General features: G+C 33.0%; 18 protein-coding genes and 2 tRNA genes. 13 read left to right on the top strand and 7 right to left on the bottom strand.

What is annotated here, in order from left to right; all coding sequences use genetic code 11:
* Positions 1–99: 99 nt before the first annotated feature.
* From rpsB to rplM, 3 genes are all read right to left on the bottom strand, one after another.
* Entirely contained in the window at positions 100–867 is a 768-nt protein-coding gene (rpsB, locus tag BUE10_RS05525) for a 30S ribosomal protein S2 (protein WP_073483128.1), read from the bottom strand.
* 176 nt (positions 868–1,043) lie between these two features.
* Entirely contained in the window at positions 1,044–1,430 is a 387-nt protein-coding gene (gene rpsI / locus BUE10_RS05520; protein ID WP_017497947.1) for a 30S ribosomal protein S9, read from the bottom strand.
* Positions 1,430–1,885: a 50S ribosomal protein L13 gene (gene rplM, locus BUE10_RS05515; protein ID WP_026983738.1), complete on the bottom strand. Its 456-nt coding sequence runs from the start codon at positions 1,883–1,885 to the stop codon at positions 1,430–1,432. Before rplM ends, rpsI begins: the two co-directional genes overlap by 1 nt.
* 618 nt (positions 1,886–2,503) lie before the next feature.
* On the opposite strand from rplM, the gene BUE10_RS05510 reads away from it, so the two are divergent.
* Positions 2,504–3,529 carry a LacI family DNA-binding transcriptional regulator gene (locus BUE10_RS05510; protein ID WP_073483126.1) on the top strand — a complete coding sequence of 342 codons (1,026 nt, stop codon included), beginning with the start codon at positions 2,504–2,506 and terminating at the stop codon, positions 3,527–3,529.
* Positions 3,530–3,736: 207 nt separating this feature from the next.
* On the opposite strand, the gene polA is transcribed toward BUE10_RS05510, so the two are convergent.
* Complete coding sequence (gene polA, locus BUE10_RS05505; protein ID WP_073483124.1) at positions 3,737–6,589, bottom strand: DNA polymerase I; 2,853 nt, start codon at positions 6,587–6,589, stop codon at positions 3,737–3,739.
* 326 nt (positions 6,590–6,915) lie between these two features.
* On the opposite strand from polA, the gene BUE10_RS05500 reads away from it, so the two are divergent.
* The 7 genes from BUE10_RS05500 to BUE10_RS05470 all read left to right on the top strand — a co-directional run bounded on the left by BUE10_RS05500 (position 6,916) and on the right by BUE10_RS05470 (position 11,625).
* Positions 6,916–7,113, top strand: coding sequence for a hypothetical protein (locus BUE10_RS05500; protein WP_073483122.1), 198 nt, complete (start codon positions 6,916–6,918; stop codon positions 7,111–7,113).
* A 51-nt stretch (positions 7,114–7,164) separates the two neighbouring features.
* Positions 7,165–7,347, top strand: a complete 183-nt coding sequence (locus BUE10_RS05495) for a hypothetical protein (RefSeq protein ID WP_073483120.1) — start codon at positions 7,165–7,167, stop codon at positions 7,345–7,347.
* A gap of 187 nt (positions 7,348–7,534) precedes the next feature.
* The gene (locus BUE10_RS05490; protein WP_073483118.1) at positions 7,535–8,209 is read left to right on the top strand and encodes a response regulator transcription factor; all 675 of its coding nucleotides are present in this window, start codon (positions 7,535–7,537) and stop codon (positions 8,207–8,209) included.
* A 10-nt stretch (positions 8,210–8,219) separates the two neighbouring features.
* Positions 8,220–9,557: a sensor histidine kinase gene (locus BUE10_RS05485; RefSeq protein WP_234984717.1), complete on the top strand. Its 1,338-nt coding sequence runs from the start codon at positions 8,220–8,222 to the stop codon at positions 9,555–9,557.
* A gap of 102 nt (positions 9,558–9,659) precedes the next feature.
* Positions 9,660–9,842, top strand: a complete 183-nt coding sequence (locus tag BUE10_RS05480) for a hypothetical protein (protein ID WP_073483115.1) — start codon at positions 9,660–9,662, stop codon at positions 9,840–9,842.
* 173 nt (positions 9,843–10,015) lie between these two features.
* Complete coding sequence (locus BUE10_RS05475; RefSeq protein ID WP_073483113.1) at positions 10,016–11,251, top strand: metallophosphoesterase; 1,236 nt, start codon at positions 10,016–10,018, stop codon at positions 11,249–11,251.
* 71 nt (positions 11,252–11,322) lie between these two features.
* Positions 11,323–11,625 (top strand): thioredoxin family protein, encoded by a 303-nt coding sequence (locus BUE10_RS05470; RefSeq protein WP_053474396.1) that lies wholly within the window; start codon positions 11,323–11,325, stop codon positions 11,623–11,625.
* Between the two features lie 33 nt (positions 11,626–11,658).
* Here the strand turns inward: BUE10_RS05470 and BUE10_RS05465 are convergent, their stop codons facing one another.
* Both BUE10_RS05465 and BUE10_RS05460 read right to left on the bottom strand, forming a co-directional pair.
* Positions 11,659–12,297: a polysaccharide deacetylase family protein gene (locus tag BUE10_RS05465; RefSeq protein WP_073483111.1), complete on the bottom strand. Its 639-nt coding sequence runs from the start codon at positions 12,295–12,297 to the stop codon at positions 11,659–11,661.
* A 95-nt stretch (positions 12,298–12,392) separates the two neighbouring features.
* Positions 12,393–15,674 (bottom strand): glycosyltransferase family 117 protein, encoded by a 3,282-nt coding sequence (locus tag BUE10_RS05460; RefSeq protein WP_073483109.1) that lies wholly within the window; start codon positions 15,672–15,674, stop codon positions 12,393–12,395.
* A 247-nt stretch (positions 15,675–15,921) separates the two neighbouring features.
* On the opposite strand from BUE10_RS05460, the gene BUE10_RS05455 reads away from it, so the two are divergent.
* The 4 genes from BUE10_RS05455 to BUE10_RS05440 all read left to right on the top strand — a co-directional run bounded on the left by BUE10_RS05455 (position 15,922) and on the right by BUE10_RS05440 (position 17,190).
* A tRNA-Gln gene (locus tag BUE10_RS05455) sits at positions 15,922–15,992 on the top strand.
* Positions 15,993–16,100: 108 nt separating this feature from the next.
* Positions 16,101–16,171, top strand: a tRNA-Gln gene (locus BUE10_RS05450).
* A 233-nt stretch (positions 16,172–16,404) separates the two neighbouring features.
* Positions 16,405–16,944, top strand: a complete 540-nt coding sequence (locus BUE10_RS05445; RefSeq protein WP_234984716.1) for a DUF2975 domain-containing protein — start codon at positions 16,405–16,407, stop codon at positions 16,942–16,944.
* A gap of 3 nt (positions 16,945–16,947) precedes the next feature.
* A complete protein-coding gene (locus BUE10_RS05440) occupies positions 16,948–17,190 on the top strand; it encodes a helix-turn-helix domain-containing protein (RefSeq protein WP_073483105.1) in 243 nt (80 codons plus the stop codon).
* A 259-nt stretch (positions 17,191–17,449) separates the two neighbouring features.
* On the opposite strand, the gene BUE10_RS05435 is transcribed toward BUE10_RS05440, so the two are convergent.
* Positions 17,450–18,274 (bottom strand): universal stress protein, encoded by an 825-nt coding sequence (locus tag BUE10_RS05435; protein ID WP_073483103.1) that lies wholly within the window; start codon positions 18,272–18,274, stop codon positions 17,450–17,452.
* A gap of 173 nt (positions 18,275–18,447) precedes the next feature.
* Between BUE10_RS05435 and rimP the strand changes: the two genes are divergently transcribed.
* Complete coding sequence (gene rimP, locus BUE10_RS05430) at positions 18,448–18,912, top strand: ribosome assembly cofactor RimP (RefSeq protein WP_073484159.1); 465 nt, start codon at positions 18,448–18,450, stop codon at positions 18,910–18,912.
* The last annotated feature ends 9 nt before the right edge of the window (positions 18,913–18,921 follow it).

Raw genomic sequence — 18,921 nt, 5'->3', positions numbered from 1 at the left:
CTTTTAAATTCTAAACTCCAATTTTATTAAATTATCAACATAACGTTTTTAATTTGTGGTTTGGATTTTAGAATTTAAAATTTGGAATTTAAATTTGATTTATTCTTCAGTTGCAGGAGCAGCCTCAGCCTCAGCAGCAGGAGCAGTTTCTTCAGCTACTTCAACTTCTTTTTCAGAACCTCTGTCAGAAAGACCTTCGATAACTGCAGTAGTCACTAAAGATAAAATTTTGTCAATTGATTTAGAAGCATCATCATTTGCAGGAATAACGTAATCAACCTCTCTTGGGTCAGAATTCGTATCAACCATTGCGAAAACTGGAATGTTTAATTTTTGTGCTTCTTTTATTGCGATGTGTTCAGCTTTGATATCTACTACGAACAATGCTGCAGGTAGTCTAGACATATCAGCGATTGAACCTAAGTTTTTCTCTAATTTAGCACGTAGACGATCAACTTGCAAACGCTCTTTTTTAGATAACGTCATGAAAGTACCATCTTTCTTCATTTTATCAATAGAAGACATTTTTTTAACTGCCTTTCTGATAGTTACGAAGTTAGTTAGCATTCCACCAGGCCATCTTTCAGTGATGTAAGGCATGTTTGCAGCCTTTGCTTTATCAGCAACGATGTCTTTAGCTTGTTTTTTGGTAGCTACGAATAAGATTTTTCTACCTGATGCAGCGATTTTTTTCAAAGCTTCATTAGCTTCTTCAATTTTAGCTGCAGTTTTATATAGATTGATAATGTGAATACCATTACGCTCCATATAAATGTAAGGGGCCATGTTTGGATCCCATTTTCTAGTCATGTGTCCGAAGTGAACACCTGCTTCTAGTAATTCTTTTACTTCTATTTTGTTTGCCATTTTTGTACTAGTTTACGTTCTGTTGATTAGCAATGTATAAATGGCGATTTCTCTGGCTTTATACATTTAGATGCTAAACTATATCCTACCTCGATAGGAGAGCAACAATAACTGTGTTTTTTAATTTCAATAAATAATTGATAATGTCTTGTCCCATTTGAACAAGACAGGTAATATTAACGTTTAGAGAATTGGAATCTCTTACGAGCTTTCTTCTGACCGAATTTCTTACGTTCAACCATTCTTGGGTCTCTTGTTAATAAACCTTCTGGTTTTAGGATAGCTCTGTTTTCGATGTTCACTTCACACATAACACGTGCTAATGCCATTCTAACAGCTTCTGCCTGACCAGTTGAACCACCTCCGTAAACGTTTACTTTTACATCAAAGTTACTAGCATTTTCTGTCATAGATAATGGTTGTAATACTTTGTATTGTAAAGTTGCAGTTGGAAAGTAAGTTGCGAATTCTTTTTTGTTTACAGTGATTTTACCTGTTCCTTCAGAAACATATACACGTGCAACAGCGGTTTTTCTTCTACCGATTTTGTGAATAACTCCCATTACTTAAGATCGTTTAGGTTAACAGTTCTAGGTTTTTGAGCTCCGTGAGTATGCTCAGCACCTACAACAACATTTAGATTTCTAAAAAGTTCAGCTCCTAATTTGTTTTTAGGTAACATTCCTTTTACAGCTTTTTCTACTAATAATGCAGGGTTTTTAGATTGCAATACTTTAGCAGTTAAAGTTCTTTGTCCTCCTGGGTAACCTGTATGACGCATGTAAATTTTGTCATTCATTTTTGTACCTGTAAGGTTAATTTTTTCTGAGTTGATAACAATTACGTTATCTCCACAGTCAACGTGCGGTGTGTAACTTGGCTTGTACTTACCTCTTAAGATCATCGCAACCTTTGAAGCAAGACGACCTAAGTTATGACCTTCTGCATCAACAACAATCCACTCTTTAGTTACAGTGGCTTTGCTAGCTGAAATTGTCTTGTAGCTTAATGCGTCCATAATATTATTTTAATTAAACATTCCATCCCCAATAAAGGGGATGCAAAAGTACAATTAATTATTTTAAAACCAAATACCTGAAAAGAATATTTTATATCCTGAAAATCAGGCTTTCAGTTTTTATTTTTAAAACCATAAAAAAACCGCCTTCACAATAACGCTAGGACGGTTCAAAATTAAGTTTATTTTTAACTAAACAATAAATATATTGGCGATATCGACGACTTGTTGTGTCGTTAACGGTTCATCATAAGCTTCTGATCCTGCGGCAGCACCAAAGATTGTGGCTGTATTAAGCCCTAGGGTAACTGGTAGGATTTTTGATGAATCTTTTGCGGCGCCTAATACGGTTGAAGTGCTAATAGTATTATCTCCTGCAAAATTATTTGAATTTGGGTGACTTCTTAAATTTTAAATTCGTTTTCATAATAGGTTTTTCATTAAGGATAATAATCGTATTAGGTTGCTGATGAAATTTTTAGAAATAGGGTTTCAAAAAAATCTTCTTTTCCTTATTTATTTTGAATAGATCTTATGATTTCAAATAGTGGTAGGTGATTTTTGTTTTATTTTAGGTAATTCTACTATATTTGTATTAATTACATAAAATTATTTTAAATGAAAGCTAAAGCAACTCTAAAACAAATTGCGAAAGAACTAGGTGTTTCTGTGTCTACGGTTTCTAAAGCGTTAAATGACAGTCCGGAAATTAGTGAGCAAACGAAGGTGAAGATTAAGGAGTATGCCAAACTCAAAAATTATAAACCGAATGTTATTGGTTTGAATTTAAAGAATCGTAAGACTAAAACGATAGGTGTAATTATACCTAATATATTAAACTCCTTTTTTGCAAAGGTTTTTAGCGGAATCGAAAAGGTGGCCGATAAAAAAGGATATAATGTAATTACGTGTATTTCGAACGAATCTTTAGAAAAGGAAGTTCATACGCTTGAAATGCTGAGCAACGGAACTATCGACGGATTTATTCTTTCCGTTTCTGAAGAAGCACAAAAACTACAGGATTACAATCACTTCTCGGCTATTATTAATGACGGAACGCCAATTGTAATGTTTGACAGAATTGCTGATGAAGTAGAATGTGACAAAGTTGTAGTAGATGATTTTGACTCTGCTTTAAACTCAACGCAGCATTTAATTAATTTAGGTTGTAAAAATATCGCCTTAATTTCTTCTGTAGATAATTTAAGTGTTGGAAAATTAAGAGCTGATGGATATTTAAAAGCTTTAAAAGACAATAATATTCCGGTTAACGAAAAAATTATTCTTCGTACCGATTCTGAAGATGATATGAAAGCTAAAATTGATGCCATTTTTGATCATAAAATTGATGCGATTTTTGCTTTAGATGAAAATGATTCGGTTGCAGCTTTGAGAGTAAGTTTGAAAAAAGGCTATAAAGTTCCAGAAGATATTTCGATAATTGGTTTTGCCGATGGAATTTTAGCTTCAAGACGTTTGTCTCCAAGTTTAACAACAGTAAGCCAGCACGGAATTGAGATTGGTGAAGTGGCTGCCAAAAAATTAATCGAAAGACTGGAAGAACCAGAAGGTGAAACTTCTGATTACGAAACGATCATCATCAAAACGAAATTGAAAGAAAGAGAGTCTACAAGAAAGGCTTAATTGTAAATTTTCATAAAAAAAAGGACTGTTCGCAAGAACAGTCCTTTTTTTATAAATAATTTGTGTGTCATTGCGAGGAATGAAGCAACCTCACTAAAATGAGAAACAAAACTTGATCCAGCAAATGAGATTGCTTCGTTCCTCGCAAAGACAAGATTGCGAAGTTTTATAAATCTAAAATCAACACTCTAAAATCTAAAATTATAATTAATGCGCCTCCAACCAATCTTTACCCAAACCTAATTCAACTTCTAAAGGAACCGCCATTTTAAAAGCATTTTCCATTTCGTGTTTAATCATAGGCTGGATTTTTTCTAATTCGTCGTTATGCACATCAAACACAAGCTCATCATGAACCTGCAGTAACATTCTAGATTTCCAATTTTCGTCTTGTAATTTTTTATGGATGTTGATCATGGCAATTTTAATCACATCGGCAGCACTTCCCTGAATTGGTGCATTTACAGCATTTCGTTCGGCAGCACTTCTCACAACGGCATTGGCAGAATTAATATCTTTTAAATAACGACGACGTCCTAAAATAGTTTGTACATAACCGTTTTCACGAGCAAAATCAACCTGATCCTGCATATATGATTTTAATCTCGGATATGTTTTGTAATAAGCATCGATCAAAGCAGCACTTTCACCGCGGGATAATGAAGTCTGATTACTTAATCCAAAAGCAGAAACACCATATATAATTCCGAAGTTTACTGTTTTAGCGTTGCTTCTTTGTTCGCGCGAAACTTCTTCAAGCGCTACATCAAAAACTTTTGCCGCCGTAGCTCTGTGAATATCTTCACCGTTTTGGAAAGCAGCAATCATATTTTCTTCACCGCTTAAAGCAGCAATAATTCTTAATTCAATTTGCGAGTAATCGGCAGAAATTAAAGTATGATTTTCATCGCGCGCTACGAAAGCTTTACGAATTTGTCGGCCTCTTTCGGTACGAATCGGAATGTTTTGCAAGTTCGGATTATTAGAACTTAAACGACCTGTTGCCGCAACAGTCTGCATATAATCGGTATGAACGCGTAATGTTTTTTTATCAACTTGTTCCGGCAAAGCCAAAATATAAGTACTTTGTAATTTCACCATTTGACGCCAGTCCAAAATTTGTTTTACAATAGGATTGTCGTTGGCTAAATAAGTCAAAACTTCCTCTCCGGTTGCATATTGACCGGTTTTGGTTTTCTTTTGCTTTGCTCCGCCAATTTTAAGTTTATCAAATAAGATATCTCCTAATTGTTTTGGAGAAGCAAGATTAAATTTCTCGCCGGCAGTTTCATATATCTGTTCTTCTAAAGATTTGATTTCAATTTCCATCTCTCCAGACATTTGTTTTAAGAAATCAACATCAAGGCGAATTCCTTCGGTTTCCATTGCAGCCAAAACGCTTACTAACGGAATCTCGATTTCATCAAACAGTTTTTTAGTTTCGGTATTGTCTAATTCTGTTGTAAAGATTTCTTTTAATTGTAAAGTAACATCGGCATCTTCTGCAGCATATTCTTTAATATCTTCTAAAGGAACATCGCGCATTGAAAGCTGATTTTTTCCTTTTTTACCAATTAAAGTTTCAATTGATTTTGGAGAATATTTTAAATACGTTTCGGCTAAAATATCCATATTATGACGCATATCCGGATTAATCAAATAATGCGCAATCATGGTATCAAAAAGTTTCCCTTTTACCGTAACTCCATAATTAGCAAGGATTTTTAAATCGTATTTTAAATTCTGTCCAATTTTTTCAATGTTTTCATTTTCAAAAAACGGAACAAATTTGTCTACTAAAGCTTTTGCTTCTTCCTGACTTTCCGGAAACGGAACATAAAATGCTTTTCCTTTTTCGTAAGAGAAAGACATTCCTACAAGTTCTGCATGCAAAGCATCGATTCCGGTTGTTTCCGTATCAAAACAAACCGAAGTCTGTTTTTGTAAATTTTGTAAAAGCAATTTAATTCCTAGATCACCCTGAACGGTTTGATAAGAATGCTCGGTATTTTCTAAAGTATTATAAAATGAATTTCTAGCAGCTTCGGCACTTTCGTCAAGAGTAGTTCCGCCTCCGCCAAAAAGGTCAAATTGGTCTTCATTTTTAGGCTGTGGTTTTTTATATAATTTAGGATCAGCTGCCGGAGCACTATTGGCTAATTCATTTCCGCCTCCAACTTTAAATAAGTTATCAAACTGTTCAGCCATTCTTCTGAATTCTAATTCCTGAAAAATAGCATCTGTTTTTTCGATATCAGGACGTGAAAGTTCGTAGTCATCTTCATTAAAAGTAACATCACAGTCGCAAATAATCGTTGCCAGTTTTTTAGACAAAATACCTTTATCTTTATTGGCTTCGATATTCTCCTTCATTTTTCCTTTTAGTAAATGAGTATTGTCTAAAAGGTTTTCCATCGTACCAAATTCTTTCAGGAACTTTTTAGCCGTAACTTCACCAACTCCAGGCAATCCGGGAATATTATCCACGGCGTCGCCCATCATTCCAAGAAAATCAATTACCTGTTCAGGTCTTTCGATTTCAAACTTTGCCAAAACTTCGGGAATTCCCCAAATTTCGATTCCGTTACCCATTCGGGCAGGTTTATACATGAAAATATTTTCAGAAACCAATTGCGCAAAATCCTTATCCGGCGTTACCATAAAAACCTTATAATTTTGTTTTTCGGCTTGTTTGGCAATAGTTCCAATTAAATCATCGGCTTCACAGCCTTCAACTTCAATAATCGGAATATGCATCGCTCTTAATAATTCCTGAATATACGGAACTGCAATTTTAATCGCCTCAGGCGTTGCATCGCGATTAGCTTTATATTCTACGAACATTTCTGTTCTTACATGACTTCCGCCCTTGTCAAAAGCAACGGCCAAATGATCTGGTTTTTCTCTTTTAATAACATCCAAAAGTGAGTTCATAAAACCCATAATTGCAGATGTGTCCATTCCTTTTGAGTTTATTCTCGGGTTTTTTATAAAGGCATAATAGCCGCGAAAAATTAATGCATAAGCATCTAGAAGAAAAAGGCGTTTTTGAGTTGACATATAAAAAATATTAGTCTGTAAAAATAAACAATTGGGTTCTCAAAAATTAGACTAACGAGATTTTTTTTCCACCATATAAGTTATATAAGTTCATTTTAGCAGAGACGTACCCGTAGAGGCGCACTGCAGTGCGTCTCCTATTTATGATGAATATTATTAAGGTGAATATTTAAATGAACTTATATAGCTTATATGGTTCAAAAACCAGCCAATAGTTAATGTCAAGTTAATTTTTTTTATTCAGGGATTTCTTCATTTTGTCTTCATGTTGCGAGGGTAATTTTGATCTGTAAAATAAAAGGTAATTAATTTAAATCTTAGAAATCATGAGAAATTTATTGATGGTATTAACAGCAGTTTTAGGAACAAGTGCAATGGTTCATGCGTTTCCTGCAAAAGATGGTAAAACAGTTCCTGCAAAAGAAGTAAAAGCGACAAAACACCCAAAAAGCAAAACTGATAAAAAAACAAAATCAGTAAAAGGTGAAGCTCCAAAAGCAGAAACAGCAAAAGCGAAAAAATAAGCAAAAAAATAATTTAGAATAAAAGGTTGGTTAATTTAAAAAATAAAAGTTATGAAAAAATTAATGTTATTAGCGGTAGCGGTTTTAGGAACAACTGCAATGGTAAATGCTCAAACAACTCCAGCTCAGGCGGCGCCTGCAAAAGAAGTTAAAGCTACAAAACACCATCATAAAGGAAACAAAAAGGCAAAAGCTGAAGCTCCAAAAGAAGAAGCTGCAACCGTGAAAAAATAAGAATTACTCTCGTTTTGTTTTCGAAACATTGTAACGGAGGCAAAACAGGAATAATGATTATGATGAATGCGATTGAAGAAAGCTGATGAAGAAATTTGTCAGCTTTTTTTATTCGTTAATTTTTTAATAACACGTAACTGGACTTTTGATAATTGATTAATTTTAGTTGCGTTTAAATGCCTTTTTTATGAATGTTTTAATTGTTGAGGATAATAAAGAACTTGCAGTAGAGGTTTATGACTTTTTGTGCAATGCGGGTTATATTTGTAAAATAGCAAACAACTGCGCCGATGCTCTCGAAGAATTTGCAAGCAATGATTATGATGCGATGCTGCTTGATCTTGGTTTGCCAGACGGAGATGGTTTTGAGGTTTTGCAGACCATTCGAAAAACAAAATCAAAAATTGCGGTAATTGTACTTACGGCCCGCGGAGAATTGGACGACAGGATTAACGGACTTCACCTTGGTGCCGATGATTATTTAACGAAACCTTTTGCTCTAACCGAACTGGCTGCAAGATTATTTGCGGTAATCCGTCGTATTCATGGTTTTACTTTAAACAATTTAAGTATTCACGGATTTTTACTGCAGCTTCAGGATTATAAAGTGAGTTTTGATGATGTTCCTTTAAGTTTGACCAAAAAAGAATTTGATATTTTTCAATATTTGGTTTTGAATAAAAACCGGGTAATTACAAGACTGCAATTAACGGAACATATTTGGGGCGATATTCTGGAGGTAAACTCCGATTCTAATTTTATAGATGTACATGTTCGTAACCTTCGAAAAAAATTAGACAAACATACTTCGATTGATTGGTTTGAAACCGTTCGAAATGTCGGTTATCGTATTAATGAATAAATAGATTTTTGTGAAGATAAAACATCAATTGGCCATATTTAATGCACTAACAAGATTGTTGGTGATTTTGGTTTTATGGCTCATGCTTCCTATTTTGGTTGAAAATGTGGTTTACAGGCACATTAATAACGGATTAATCGAAAAGAAAAAGAAATTTATCGATCATTTAAATCAGCAGGAAATTAATGATTTTATCGAAAATGAAGATGATTCGACCGAAACCTATTCCCAGTTTTCTACACTTCACAGCGAATTTTTGGTTCTTTCTAGAGTTCCTATAAAACCACATCAAAAGAAAACTTCTTTCAGTAATGAATACCGAATCATTGAAGGCGAAGAAAATGAATACCGAATTCTGCAGCATCATTTTAGTTATCAAAATGAGGAATATCAACTCGAAATTGGGAGCAGTTTAAGCGAAGTAAAAGACCTTACTTTTATTATAAAGCTTTTTATCATAATCGTTTTAGTTATTATTCTTTTGGTCACCTTTTTGGCAGATACTTTTTATATCGAATATTTACTGAAACCATTTTATAAAATTATTGATACTAAAATAAGGCGGGTCAACGAACCGGAGGTTTTTGATCATACGCCAATAAAGGCAAAATCGAGGGATTTTAGGGAATTAGATTTGGTTTTAAACCAAATGATGAATCGTATAGCAGAACTTTTTAAAAAAGAAAAACAGTTTATATCGAATGTTTCGCACGAGCTTTTAACTCCAATTGCTTTATTGAAAAACAAGCTGGAGAATTTATTGCAAAATGATTCTTTAGATGACAATGCGGTGGATAAAATCGCAGGTTTATTGAAAACGCTCGATATGCTGAAAAAAATTATCAATAATTTACTGCTGATTTCCCGAATCGAAAACAATCAATATGCGGCCAACGAAAATATCAGTTTTCAGGAAATAATAAAGGATTTGCAGGAAGACCTGCAGGATCGTATTGACGATAAAGGAATTGAGTTCGTTAATAAAATGGAACATGATTTTGCTTTTAGAGGAAACAAAACTTTAATTCATATTCTGATTTATAATTTAGTAACGAATGCCATAAAGTATAATAAGCCGGACGGAAGTATTATTGTTTCTGATGGTTTTTTGCAAAATCAATATTTTATTTCCATTACAGATTTTGGTATTGGTTTAAACGAATCGCAAATCGAAAATATCTTCAACCGATTTGCCAGAGTAAGTTCAGACCAGGAAGGGCAGGGGTTAGGCCTTGCCATTGCTAAGAGTATTGCTGTTTTTCATCATATAGAAATTAAAGTTAATTCTCTTATAAACGAAGGGACAACTTTTACTTTATTGTTTCCGGAAACTCAGAAACACAATTAAAAGTTAATTTTTTCAGATTGGTTCAATCTTCATTTTGTCTTCATTTACTGATTCTATCTTTGAGCTATAAATAAAGAAATAGTAATCATTAAATCTTGAATCATGAAAAAATTAATTTTATTAGCGGCAGCAGTTTTAGGAACAACTGCAATGGTAAATGCTCAAACAACTCCAGTAAAAGAAACTCCTGCAAAAGAAGCAAAAGCGACTAAAAAAGAGAAAAAAGCTGATAAAAAAGCTAAAAAAGCAGAAGCTAAGCCAGAGGCGGCAAAAGCTCAAAAATAACACGATATAAGTTTATTGAATAAACTTTGTTGTAGACTAAAGGTTTTAAATAATTTGGCTGCAAAAGCTGATAGAGAAATCTATCGGCTTTTGCTATTATTTGAGTTAAATTTTTGATAATAAAAAGCGATAGAATATTCATTCTTTGTTACTTTGCTTAAAACTGTAAATAAATGATCCTTCGTTTTGTAATTCTATGTGCTCTTTTTCTATTTATTGAGTTCTATTCATATCAAGCCTTTCGTACTTTAATCAAATTAAGATGGGTATTGATCAGCTATCAAATTATTAGTGTACTGCTTTTAGTTTTCATTATATATTCTTTTACGCAATTTGACCGTTCTGTTGGGCAAACCAAACAAACCATGTTTACAATGGGATTAATGTTGTTGGTTTACGTTCCTAAAATTGTGCTTACACTTATAATGTTTGGAGAAGATATTTTTAGAATTGGCGCCAGTATATTAAACTACTGCATGTACAATGCGCCTAGAAAAGAAATGATGCCAGACAGACGTAAGTTTGTTAGTCAGATTGCTTTAGGATTGGCAGCGGTTCCGTTTTTATCTTTGATTTACGGAATTTTCGAAGGAAAATATAATTTTAAAGTATTCAAGCAGACAATCTTTTTTCCAGATCTTCCAGATGAATTTGATGGTTTTAAAATAACACAGATTTCTGATGTTCACAGCGGAAGTTTTGATAATCCTGATAAAATTAATTATGCAATCGATTTGATTAATGAACAGGAATCAGATATGATTTTGTTTACCGGAGATATTGTAAATACGCATGCAAAAGAAATGCATCCGTGGCTGGAAACTTTTAGCAGGATTAAAGATTATAAATACGGAAAATTTGCGGTTTTAGGAAATCATGATTACGGAGAATACGTGACTTGGCCTTCTGAAAAAGAAAAAGATGAGAACTTTGCAGAAATCAAAAATCTTTATGGCAAAATAGGTTTTGATTTGATGCTGAATGAAAATAAATACATTCAAAAAGGTGCAGATAAAATTGCTTTAGTTGGTGTCGAAAACTGGGGGCAGAATTTTAAAAAGGCCGGAGATTTGAAGAAAGCTTCACAGGGACTTCAGGAAACTGATTTTAAAGTTTTAATGAGCCATGATCCAAGCCATTGGGAATATGAAGTAAAAAAAGATCCTAAAAACTTTCATCTAACTTTATCTGGCCACACGCACGGAATGCAGTTTGGAATTGAAATTCCGGGATATTTTAAATGGAGTCTGGCGCAATACATTTATAAACAATGGGCAGGACTTTATGAAGAAGCCGGAAGATATGTTTATGTGAACCGCGGATTTGGTTTTCATGCTTATCCTGGACGAGTTGGAATTATGCCTGAAATCACGGTTATTGAACTAAAAAAAGGTAAGAATGTGGCTTAATTCGTTAAAAATGCTACATTTGTATTAATTATATCTTTTTAATAGATTAAAAGAATTAAATTTTTGGTTTTATGTCAAAATTTGGAGAACTTATAAATGCTCAGGTTCCGGTGTTAATTGACTTCTACACAGATTGGAACGAATCATCAGTATTGATGCATCCGGTAATAAAGGATGTTGCGGCTGCGCTTGGAGACAAAGCGAAGGTAATTAAAATTGATGTTGATAAAAATCAGGAACTGGCCGAAGCATTACGAATTAAAGGACTTCCGACTTTAATGATTTACAAAGAAGGACAAATGATCTGGAGACAATCCGGAGAACTTGATGCAAATACACTTATCGGAATTGTTCAGGATCAATTCGACGTATAAAAAACTTCTGAAATAAGATACTATTCTGATTTTCTAATGAATAATATCAAACTTATATCCATTCTCTTTTAAAAAATGCAGCGTTTTTGGTAAGGCAAATTTTAAATTTGGCGACGCTTTTATGCTGTCATGAAATACAATTACACTTCCTGATTTTACATTTTTAGTAACATTTTCAAGGCATTTTTCAGGAGTTATACTTTGGTCGAAATCGGCACTTAAAACATCCCACATTATTATTTTATAGCCAAGTTTTCGTAAAATCTTTGATTGCGCTTTTTTAATTTTCCCGTAAGGCGGACGAAATATTAAATTGTTTGGTTTTATTTCTTCTTCTAAAATCTTGGCGCAGTTATTTACATTTTCGATATAATCATTGGTATGTATTTTCCATCCATTTACATGGTTCATGGTATGGTTTCCAATACAATGACCGTCTGTGATTAATTTTTCGAATAAAGATAAATTGGCTTTAATATTTTTTCCAATACAGAAAAAAGTAGCTTTTGCATCAAACTTTTTAAGTTCAGATAAAACCCAGTCTGTAATCTCTGGGGTTGGGCCGTCATCAAACGTTAAGTATATTTTCTTTTCGTTGTTTGGAATATCCCAACAATATTTAGAAAACACCTTTTTAATAAATGAATTAGTTTTTACCCAATAAAAGCTCATTTTGATTTTATTTATATCTACGTAAAAATAAAAAATGCAGCGCTTTTTATCAAGAAGCACTGCATTTTTTTAATCAATATATTTTTCGTATATTATTATTCTTTTTCGCGTCCAAAACGTTCAAAAACATTTACATAAGTATTAAATACTGTTTTATGTTTTTCGTAGAAAGCTTTGTCTTTATTTTCTCTCATAACATGAAGTAAACTTCTGTAACGCTCAATATCTGTAATAATATCCATTGCCAGATCCGTTTGGTCAGTTGGAGGTAGCGTAGCGTAATAGTTTAGATTTTCTTTGTATTTATTTACCAGTTTATCTAATAAATCATGCGCTTTAGCTGTTTCTCCTACTTTATAATATCCGCCTGCAAATGGCTCCACTAGAGAATAGTAGCCAAATTTATCCAATGGCATTTTTGTCATTGCTAAATTAATTACGTTTTTAGCTTTGTCGATTTTACCTTCGGCAATAAGTTCATCTACTAAACGAGACAAGTTCGTACGGTAAGTAATACTGTTTCTTCTGGTTTCAGGATCATGATAGATTTTTTCGCTTTCGCTGTTACCCCAATCCCATTTCATTACGATATCATACATTTTATCGGCATCAATTTGTCCCATATCCATTGGTCCGCCATCTTTAGAAGGTACGTTTCTAACAGGAACTAATTTATAAACCATACCGTCTAATTGCAGATAGTCTTTCAACCATAAATAATCTTCATCATCAAAAGCACCACCGCTAAAATAAATTGGACGTTTCCAGTTATTATTAGCCAAAATATCCAGCATCATTAATCTGTTTTTATAAAGCGCGCTTCCTTTAATGTCAATATCCATATATGGAACAATTGAATCATTATATTTAGGATTCACAACCTTATTTTTAAGAATGATGTTTTTGTCAACATTCACTCTAATTTTATTTGTTGGATAAAAGTGAATTGTTTGTCCGTTTTGTAAACCTACAGTTGATTTCGGATTTTTAATAAAATCAAGGAAATCTTTAATGTTCCAACGTGTTTCAATCTTCGGAATATGAGCTACATAATCTAACTTATCCCCAACATATTGATCATGCGTAAATGATATTGGTAAAGCTTCAGATTCATATGATTTTGCTTTCATTTGATCGATATACCAATCTGTCATGAAAAGACTTGTATTTACAATCTTAACATCGGTTCTAAAATGCTCGATTTCCTGAGCATACCAAAGCGGGAACGTATCGTTGTCTCCAATAGTAAATAAAATAGCATCCTTATCACACGAACTTAAATATGCTTTTGCCATTGCAACCGCAGTATATCGGTTTGATCTGTCGTGATCGTCCCAGTTTTGAGAAGCCATTAAAACCGGCGCGGCCAATAAACTTACTGCAATAATAGCTGGCCCGGCAATTTTTGGAGCAATATATTTCTGAATACTTTCATATAAAGAATAAACTCCAAAGCCAATCCAGATGGCAAAGACATAGAACGATCCAACCAGTGCATAATCCCTTTCACGAGGTTCAAAAGGCCTTTCGTTCAAATAGATTTTTAAGGCAATTCCCGTAAATAAGAATAAGGCTAAAAGAACATAAAAACTTTTAAGGTCTTTATTAGCATGATACATTATTCCGATTACACCTAAGATGAAAGGAAGGAAATAGTAAACATTACGTCCTTTGTTGTTTAAAACATCAGATGGTAATTTATCCTGAGAACCTAAATGTATAGAGTCAAGAACTTTGATTCCGCTAATCCAGTTTCCATCTAAATTGTCATATTTCCCCTGAACATCACTTTGACGTCCAACAAAATTCCACATTAAATATCTCCAGTACATATATCCAAATTGGTATTCGAACATAAAACTGAAATTATCACCAGTAGTTGGTTTTTCTATAATTAAATAATCTTTATAACTATTTAAAAATTTTACATAACCTTCATTGTCAATTTGCTTTTGAGCGTAAGCATTTCTGAATTCAGAAATTGTTTTTTCTACTTCATTACGAAGCTGACTTGTTGCTTTGTTGTATTCTTCTTCCGTTAATTGACTGGGGTCAATTCCATATTTTCCTAAATCATCCTCGTAATTATAGTCTGGATTGATTCGGAATTTAGGAGGATGTGTAAAACTGATATAGTTTTGAATGTGTCCGGTTTCTGTACTCCACATCCTTGGCAGAATCGTTTTTTGATTGTCATCACTGTTTTGTTCTGCATTTTTATAATTGTTGGTAATGACATATTTACCTGTTTTATAATCTCTTTCGTAGTTAGGTTTTTTGTCTAAATACGGAACATTAGCATCAAGTCCGGAAAAAACCTCAGTGTATTGAGGCCCATAAAATAATGGGTTTACACCATATTGCTCACGATTGTAGTAGGCTAAAACCTCGGCAGCATCAGATGGTTTGTTTTCGTTGATTACGGTATTGGCATTTGCACGAACAGGAAGCATGATCCAAGTAGAAAAACCAATTAATATAAATAGAATACAAAGGATAATAGTGTTGTAAAAAATCAATCCTTTTTGTCTGGTAAATTTTAATCCGAAATAGAAGAAAGCAATTAAAAGTAAAACCACGAAAATAGTTCCGGAATTAAAAGGTAATCCTAAACTGTTTACCATGAAAATTTCGGTTTTACCAAAGAAAGCCATCGTTAAAGGCAAAAGTAATTTGAAGATAAACAACAAAATTCCTATTACAACTACATTGGCAATAAGAAAGTTTTTAATGGTAACTTTTTCGTAATGTTTAAAATAATATAAGAATCCAATTGACGGAATCGTTAATAACGCCATAAAGTGAACTCCAAATGAAAGACCAACAACCAAAGAAATGATTAATAACCATTTATTTCCTTTTGGCTTGTCCATATCTTGTTCCCAGCGTAATCCCAGCCAAAAAAGTAATGCGATTAATAAAGAAGCCATTGCATAAACTTCTGCTTCGACAGCATTAAACCAAAAACTGTCAGAGAAAGTATAGGCTAAAGCTCCAACAAAAGAACTTCCTAAAATAACAATAGAGTTATTTTGATCGATTTCGGCAAAACGCGCTACGATTTTCTTTAAAATCATAGAAGAAGACCAAAACATAAATAAAATTGTAAATGCACTAGAAAAAACAGACATCATATTTACCATTACGGCTACATGCTGGGCATCTATCGCAAACATGGCAAAGAAAGCTCCCATCATTTGGAATAAAGGTGCTCCCGGAGGGTGGCCAACTTCTAGTTTAGCTGCTGTGGCAATATATTCGCCGCAATCCCAAAAGCTCATTGTAGGTTCGACAGTTAATGTGTAGGTAATTAAAGCGATTGCAAATGCAAACCAACCAATAATTGTATTCCATTTATTGAAATTGAATTGTGCCATATTTAGGTGTTAAAATTTTGTATGTTTTTCAATCCTACAAAGAAAATGTTTTTTTACGTAAAGAAACGAGCATTAACAAAAAATTCTATAATAACTATTTGTAAATATTAATGTATTGTGTATAAGGCTCTTTGGAAAAAGTGCGAGACTTTAAAATGAAAAAGAATGAAAAAAAATATTTTTTTTGACAAAAAAGTTTGCGCAAACTAAATAAAACCTTAAATTTGCACTCGCTTAACAGCACTGCTGGTCTATGGTGTAATGGTAACACAACTGTTTTTGGTGCAGTCTTTCTAGGTTCGAGTCCTAGTAGACCAACATAAAAGCCTCTCAATCGAGAGGCTTTTTTTTATGCAAAAAAATTTAGCTTAAAAATTTGCACAATTTAAATAAAGGTTTAATTTTGCACCCGCTTAACAGCACTGCTGGTCTATGGTGTAATGGTAACACAACTGTTTTTGGTGCAGTCTTTCTAGGTTCGAGTCCTAGTAGACCAACATAAAAGCCTCTCAATCGAGAGGCTTTTTTTATGGAATAAATTTAAAGATTATAATATTGAAATAAAATAAAATGATAGTGCTTCCCAAGTATGATGGCAAAACGTAAATAATCAGCAAATTAATGCAAGGCCCTTTTTTAAATTCGATGAATATTTTTTGAATAAAAATATATTTTTATTGTTTATCAATAAAATTTTATTATTTTTGATATATCAACTTAAATTTGAACAATGATGTCAAAAACAAACAACTTCGTATTTTGGGGCTTATATATTGTGGCCTGGCTCATTTTTGTCGGCTTGAGCATTGAAGCAGGAGGCTTAATAGTGAATTTCTTTTTCAGCCTGTATAATCCTGAATTTGTCCAAAATCTTTATCAAAAGTTGGACTTAATTGAAATGTATAAAGACAGTAGATTAGCTTTTTTTGGTATCTATAGCTTTATTTTAACCATTTCAATTTTAAAAGCTTGTCTATTTTATATAGTTATCAGATTAATGCACACAATGGATTTGTCAAAACCGTTCAACACTTTTGTTGCGAGACAAATTTCACAAATCAGTTATTACACCTTTTCAATTGGACTATTAAGTTACATTGCCAGGCAGTTAGCTAAAAATTTAATACATCACGGTTTTGTTACTGATAATCTAAATCAATTTTGGGCAGACAGTCAAGCATTTATTTTAATGGGAGCTGTAATCTATATTATTGCGACTATTTTTAAAAAAGGAGTAGATATTCAAAACGAAAATGATTTAACTGTTTAATCTATGGCAATTATAGTAAATTTAGACGTTGTAATGGCTAAACGAAAAATGTCGCTTAATGAACTTTCTGATAAAGTTGGATTGACTTTATCGAACCTTTCCATATTAAAGACAGGAAAAGCAAAGGCAATTAGATTTAGCACTTTGGAGACGATTTGTAATGTATTAGAATGTCAGCCAGGTGACATTTTAGAGTATGTTAATGACGAACAAGAAACAAAGGCTCGCTACAAAAGTTTGGCGTAATGGAAGGGGAAGTGTCGTATTTGAGCTTTAGAATTCTAATAAATATTTGCCTTAAATGTCTCGGATTCAGGCAATCTATAGACTGATAGCTGTTGACATTTAAGTGTTTTATTATTCTTTATTTTGGCTGCTTTTTTCCTCAATTAGAAAACTTTTCTCATTGTCACATTGCTCATCTTTGTGCTTTAAAATTTAAACAAAGATAATGAGTGCGTTTGATGAATTATTTGAACCATTATTTCTTCATTGGGATTTTGGTTTAAATTTTTAAGGTAATAACAGGTTTTACCGCATGATTTACTAAGCCTTCGCTTATGCTTCCGTTAAAGAAATGTGCAAAACCAGTTCTTCCGTGAGTACACATTCCAATAATATCGGCATTTATGCTGTTGGAGAAATTGATAATTCCTTTTTCAATATTAGTATCGTTGTAAATGTGCGTATCGTAATTTGTAAGATTGAAATGACTGGTAAAATCATTAATTGCTTTTTCGATTACATGTGTTGGTTTAAAGCTGTTTGGTGTGCAAATGGTGACTAGGTGTAGTTTTGCGTCAAATGATTTAGTAACGTTTAAAAGTTTTTCAAACGGTTTTTTGGTTTCTTCTGTGAAATCAGAAGCAAAAACAATATTCTGAACGTTAAAATCTGAAATGTCTTTTTTGATTACCAAAACAGGAATTTCAGAATTTCTCACTACTTTTTCGGTATTTGAGCCAATTAGTAATTCTTCAACTCCGGTAGAGCCGTGTGAGCCCATAATAATTAAATCAATATTGTAGTCCTTGCTTACTTGAGTAATACCGTGAATTGGTTTGTCCATTTTTACAACTTCCGTGACCTGAATTCCATCAAGAAAAGAGCTTTGTGAGATTGTGTCAAGAGTTTCGTTTGCTTTTTGCATAAAAAGCATAGTTTCGGGAATACTTACACCTCCAAATATTGCATCATTGGATTGATGCGGGAATTCGAGCATATGTAAAATAATGATTTCAGAATCGTTTTTTTTTGCAATTTGAGCTGCGATTTTTAAGGCGTGTTCTGCATGTTCTGAAAAATCAGTAGGTACTAAAATTCGTTTCATAATTTTCGGGTTAAATTATTAGAATAATGTGTTTTTGAACGCTACTATAAAGATAAGAAATATTTTTAGAGCAATCTATTTATTTGATTTATAAAAAAATCACTATATTTGCACCGTTATTTATTAAAATCTAAATAATGAGGGGACTAATTGTCCCCTCTTTTTATAAAATTATGACATTTAAGGAAAAAGTAAACAAATTAATTACAGAAGCTCTTCTGGAAAAGCCGTCGATCTTTTTGATTGATCTTGCGGTTTCAGATTCTTTTAAAATTAGTGTAGGTTTAGACGGAGATAATGGAGTTGCGCTTCAGGATTGTATTGATATTAGTCGTGCAATCGAGAATAATCTGGATCGTGAAGAACAGGATTTTTCACTTGAAGTAGCATCAGTTGGAGTAGGTTCTCCTTTAAAATTAATAAGACAATACAAGAAAAATATTGGTAGAACGTTGATTGTTACTACAAATAATGAAAAAATTGAAGCAGAATTAGTAGAAGCTAACGATGTTTTTATAATTTTGTCTTGGGAGGCAAGAGAACCGAAAAAAGTAGGAAAAGGAAAAGAAACAGTTCAAAAAGAACAACAGATACCTTATACAGAAATTAAAGAGGCAGTTGTTACAGTAACATTTTAATTAAAGAAT

This window comes from Flavobacterium sp. CF108 (genome assembly GCF_900129795.1).
Taxonomy (GTDB): Bacteria; Bacteroidota; Bacteroidia; order Flavobacteriales; family Flavobacteriaceae; genus Flavobacterium.
Note: the sequence above shows the minus strand (reverse complement) of the source record. Positions and strands in the feature narration are given on the sequence as shown.

Bases quoted from the DNA above. Each gene is read 5' to 3' on its own strand.
- rpsB (WP_073483128.1), bottom strand. From the start codon at position 867: ATGGCAAACAAAATAGAAGTAAAAGAATTACTAGAAGCAGGTGTTCAC.
- rpsI (WP_017497947.1), bottom strand. From the start codon at position 1,430: ATGGGAGTTATTCACAAAATCGGTAGAAGAAAAACCGCTGTTGCACGT.
- rplM (WP_026983738.1), bottom strand. From the start codon at position 1,885: ATGGACGCATTAAGCTACAAGACAATTTCAGCTAGCAAAGCCACTGTA.
- BUE10_RS05510 (WP_073483126.1), top strand. From the start codon at position 2,504: ATGAAAGCTAAAGCAACTCTAAAACAAATTGCGAAAGAACTAGGTGTT.
- polA (WP_073483124.1), bottom strand. From the start codon at position 6,589: ATGTCAACTCAAAAACGCCTTTTTCTTCTAGATGCTTATGCATTAATT.
- BUE10_RS05500 (WP_073483122.1), top strand. From the start codon at position 6,916: ATGAGAAATTTATTGATGGTATTAACAGCAGTTTTAGGAACAAGTGCA.
- BUE10_RS05495 (WP_073483120.1), top strand. From the start codon at position 7,165: ATGAAAAAATTAATGTTATTAGCGGTAGCGGTTTTAGGAACAACTGCA.
- BUE10_RS05490 (WP_073483118.1), top strand. From the start codon at position 7,535: ATGAATGTTTTAATTGTTGAGGATAATAAAGAACTTGCAGTAGAGGTT.
- BUE10_RS05480 (WP_073483115.1), top strand. From the start codon at position 9,660: ATGAAAAAATTAATTTTATTAGCGGCAGCAGTTTTAGGAACAACTGCA.
- BUE10_RS05475 (WP_073483113.1), top strand. From the start codon at position 10,016: ATGATCCTTCGTTTTGTAATTCTATGTGCTCTTTTTCTATTTATTGAG.
- BUE10_RS05470 (WP_053474396.1), top strand. From the start codon at position 11,323: ATGTCAAAATTTGGAGAACTTATAAATGCTCAGGTTCCGGTGTTAATT.
- BUE10_RS05465 (WP_073483111.1), bottom strand. From the start codon at position 12,297: ATGAGCTTTTATTGGGTAAAAACTAATTCATTTATTAAAAAGGTGTTT.
- BUE10_RS05460 (WP_073483109.1), bottom strand. From the start codon at position 15,674: ATGGCACAATTCAATTTCAATAAATGGAATACAATTATTGGTTGGTTT.
- BUE10_RS05445 (WP_234984716.1), top strand. From the start codon at position 16,405: ATGATGTCAAAAACAAACAACTTCGTATTTTGGGGCTTATATATTGTG.
- BUE10_RS05440 (WP_073483105.1), top strand. From the start codon at position 16,948: ATGGCAATTATAGTAAATTTAGACGTTGTAATGGCTAAACGAAAAATG.
- BUE10_RS05435 (WP_073483103.1), bottom strand. From the start codon at position 18,274: ATGAAACGAATTTTAGTACCTACTGATTTTTCAGAACATGCAGAACAC.
- rimP (WP_073484159.1), top strand. From the start codon at position 18,448: ATGACATTTAAGGAAAAAGTAAACAAATTAATTACAGAAGCTCTTCTG.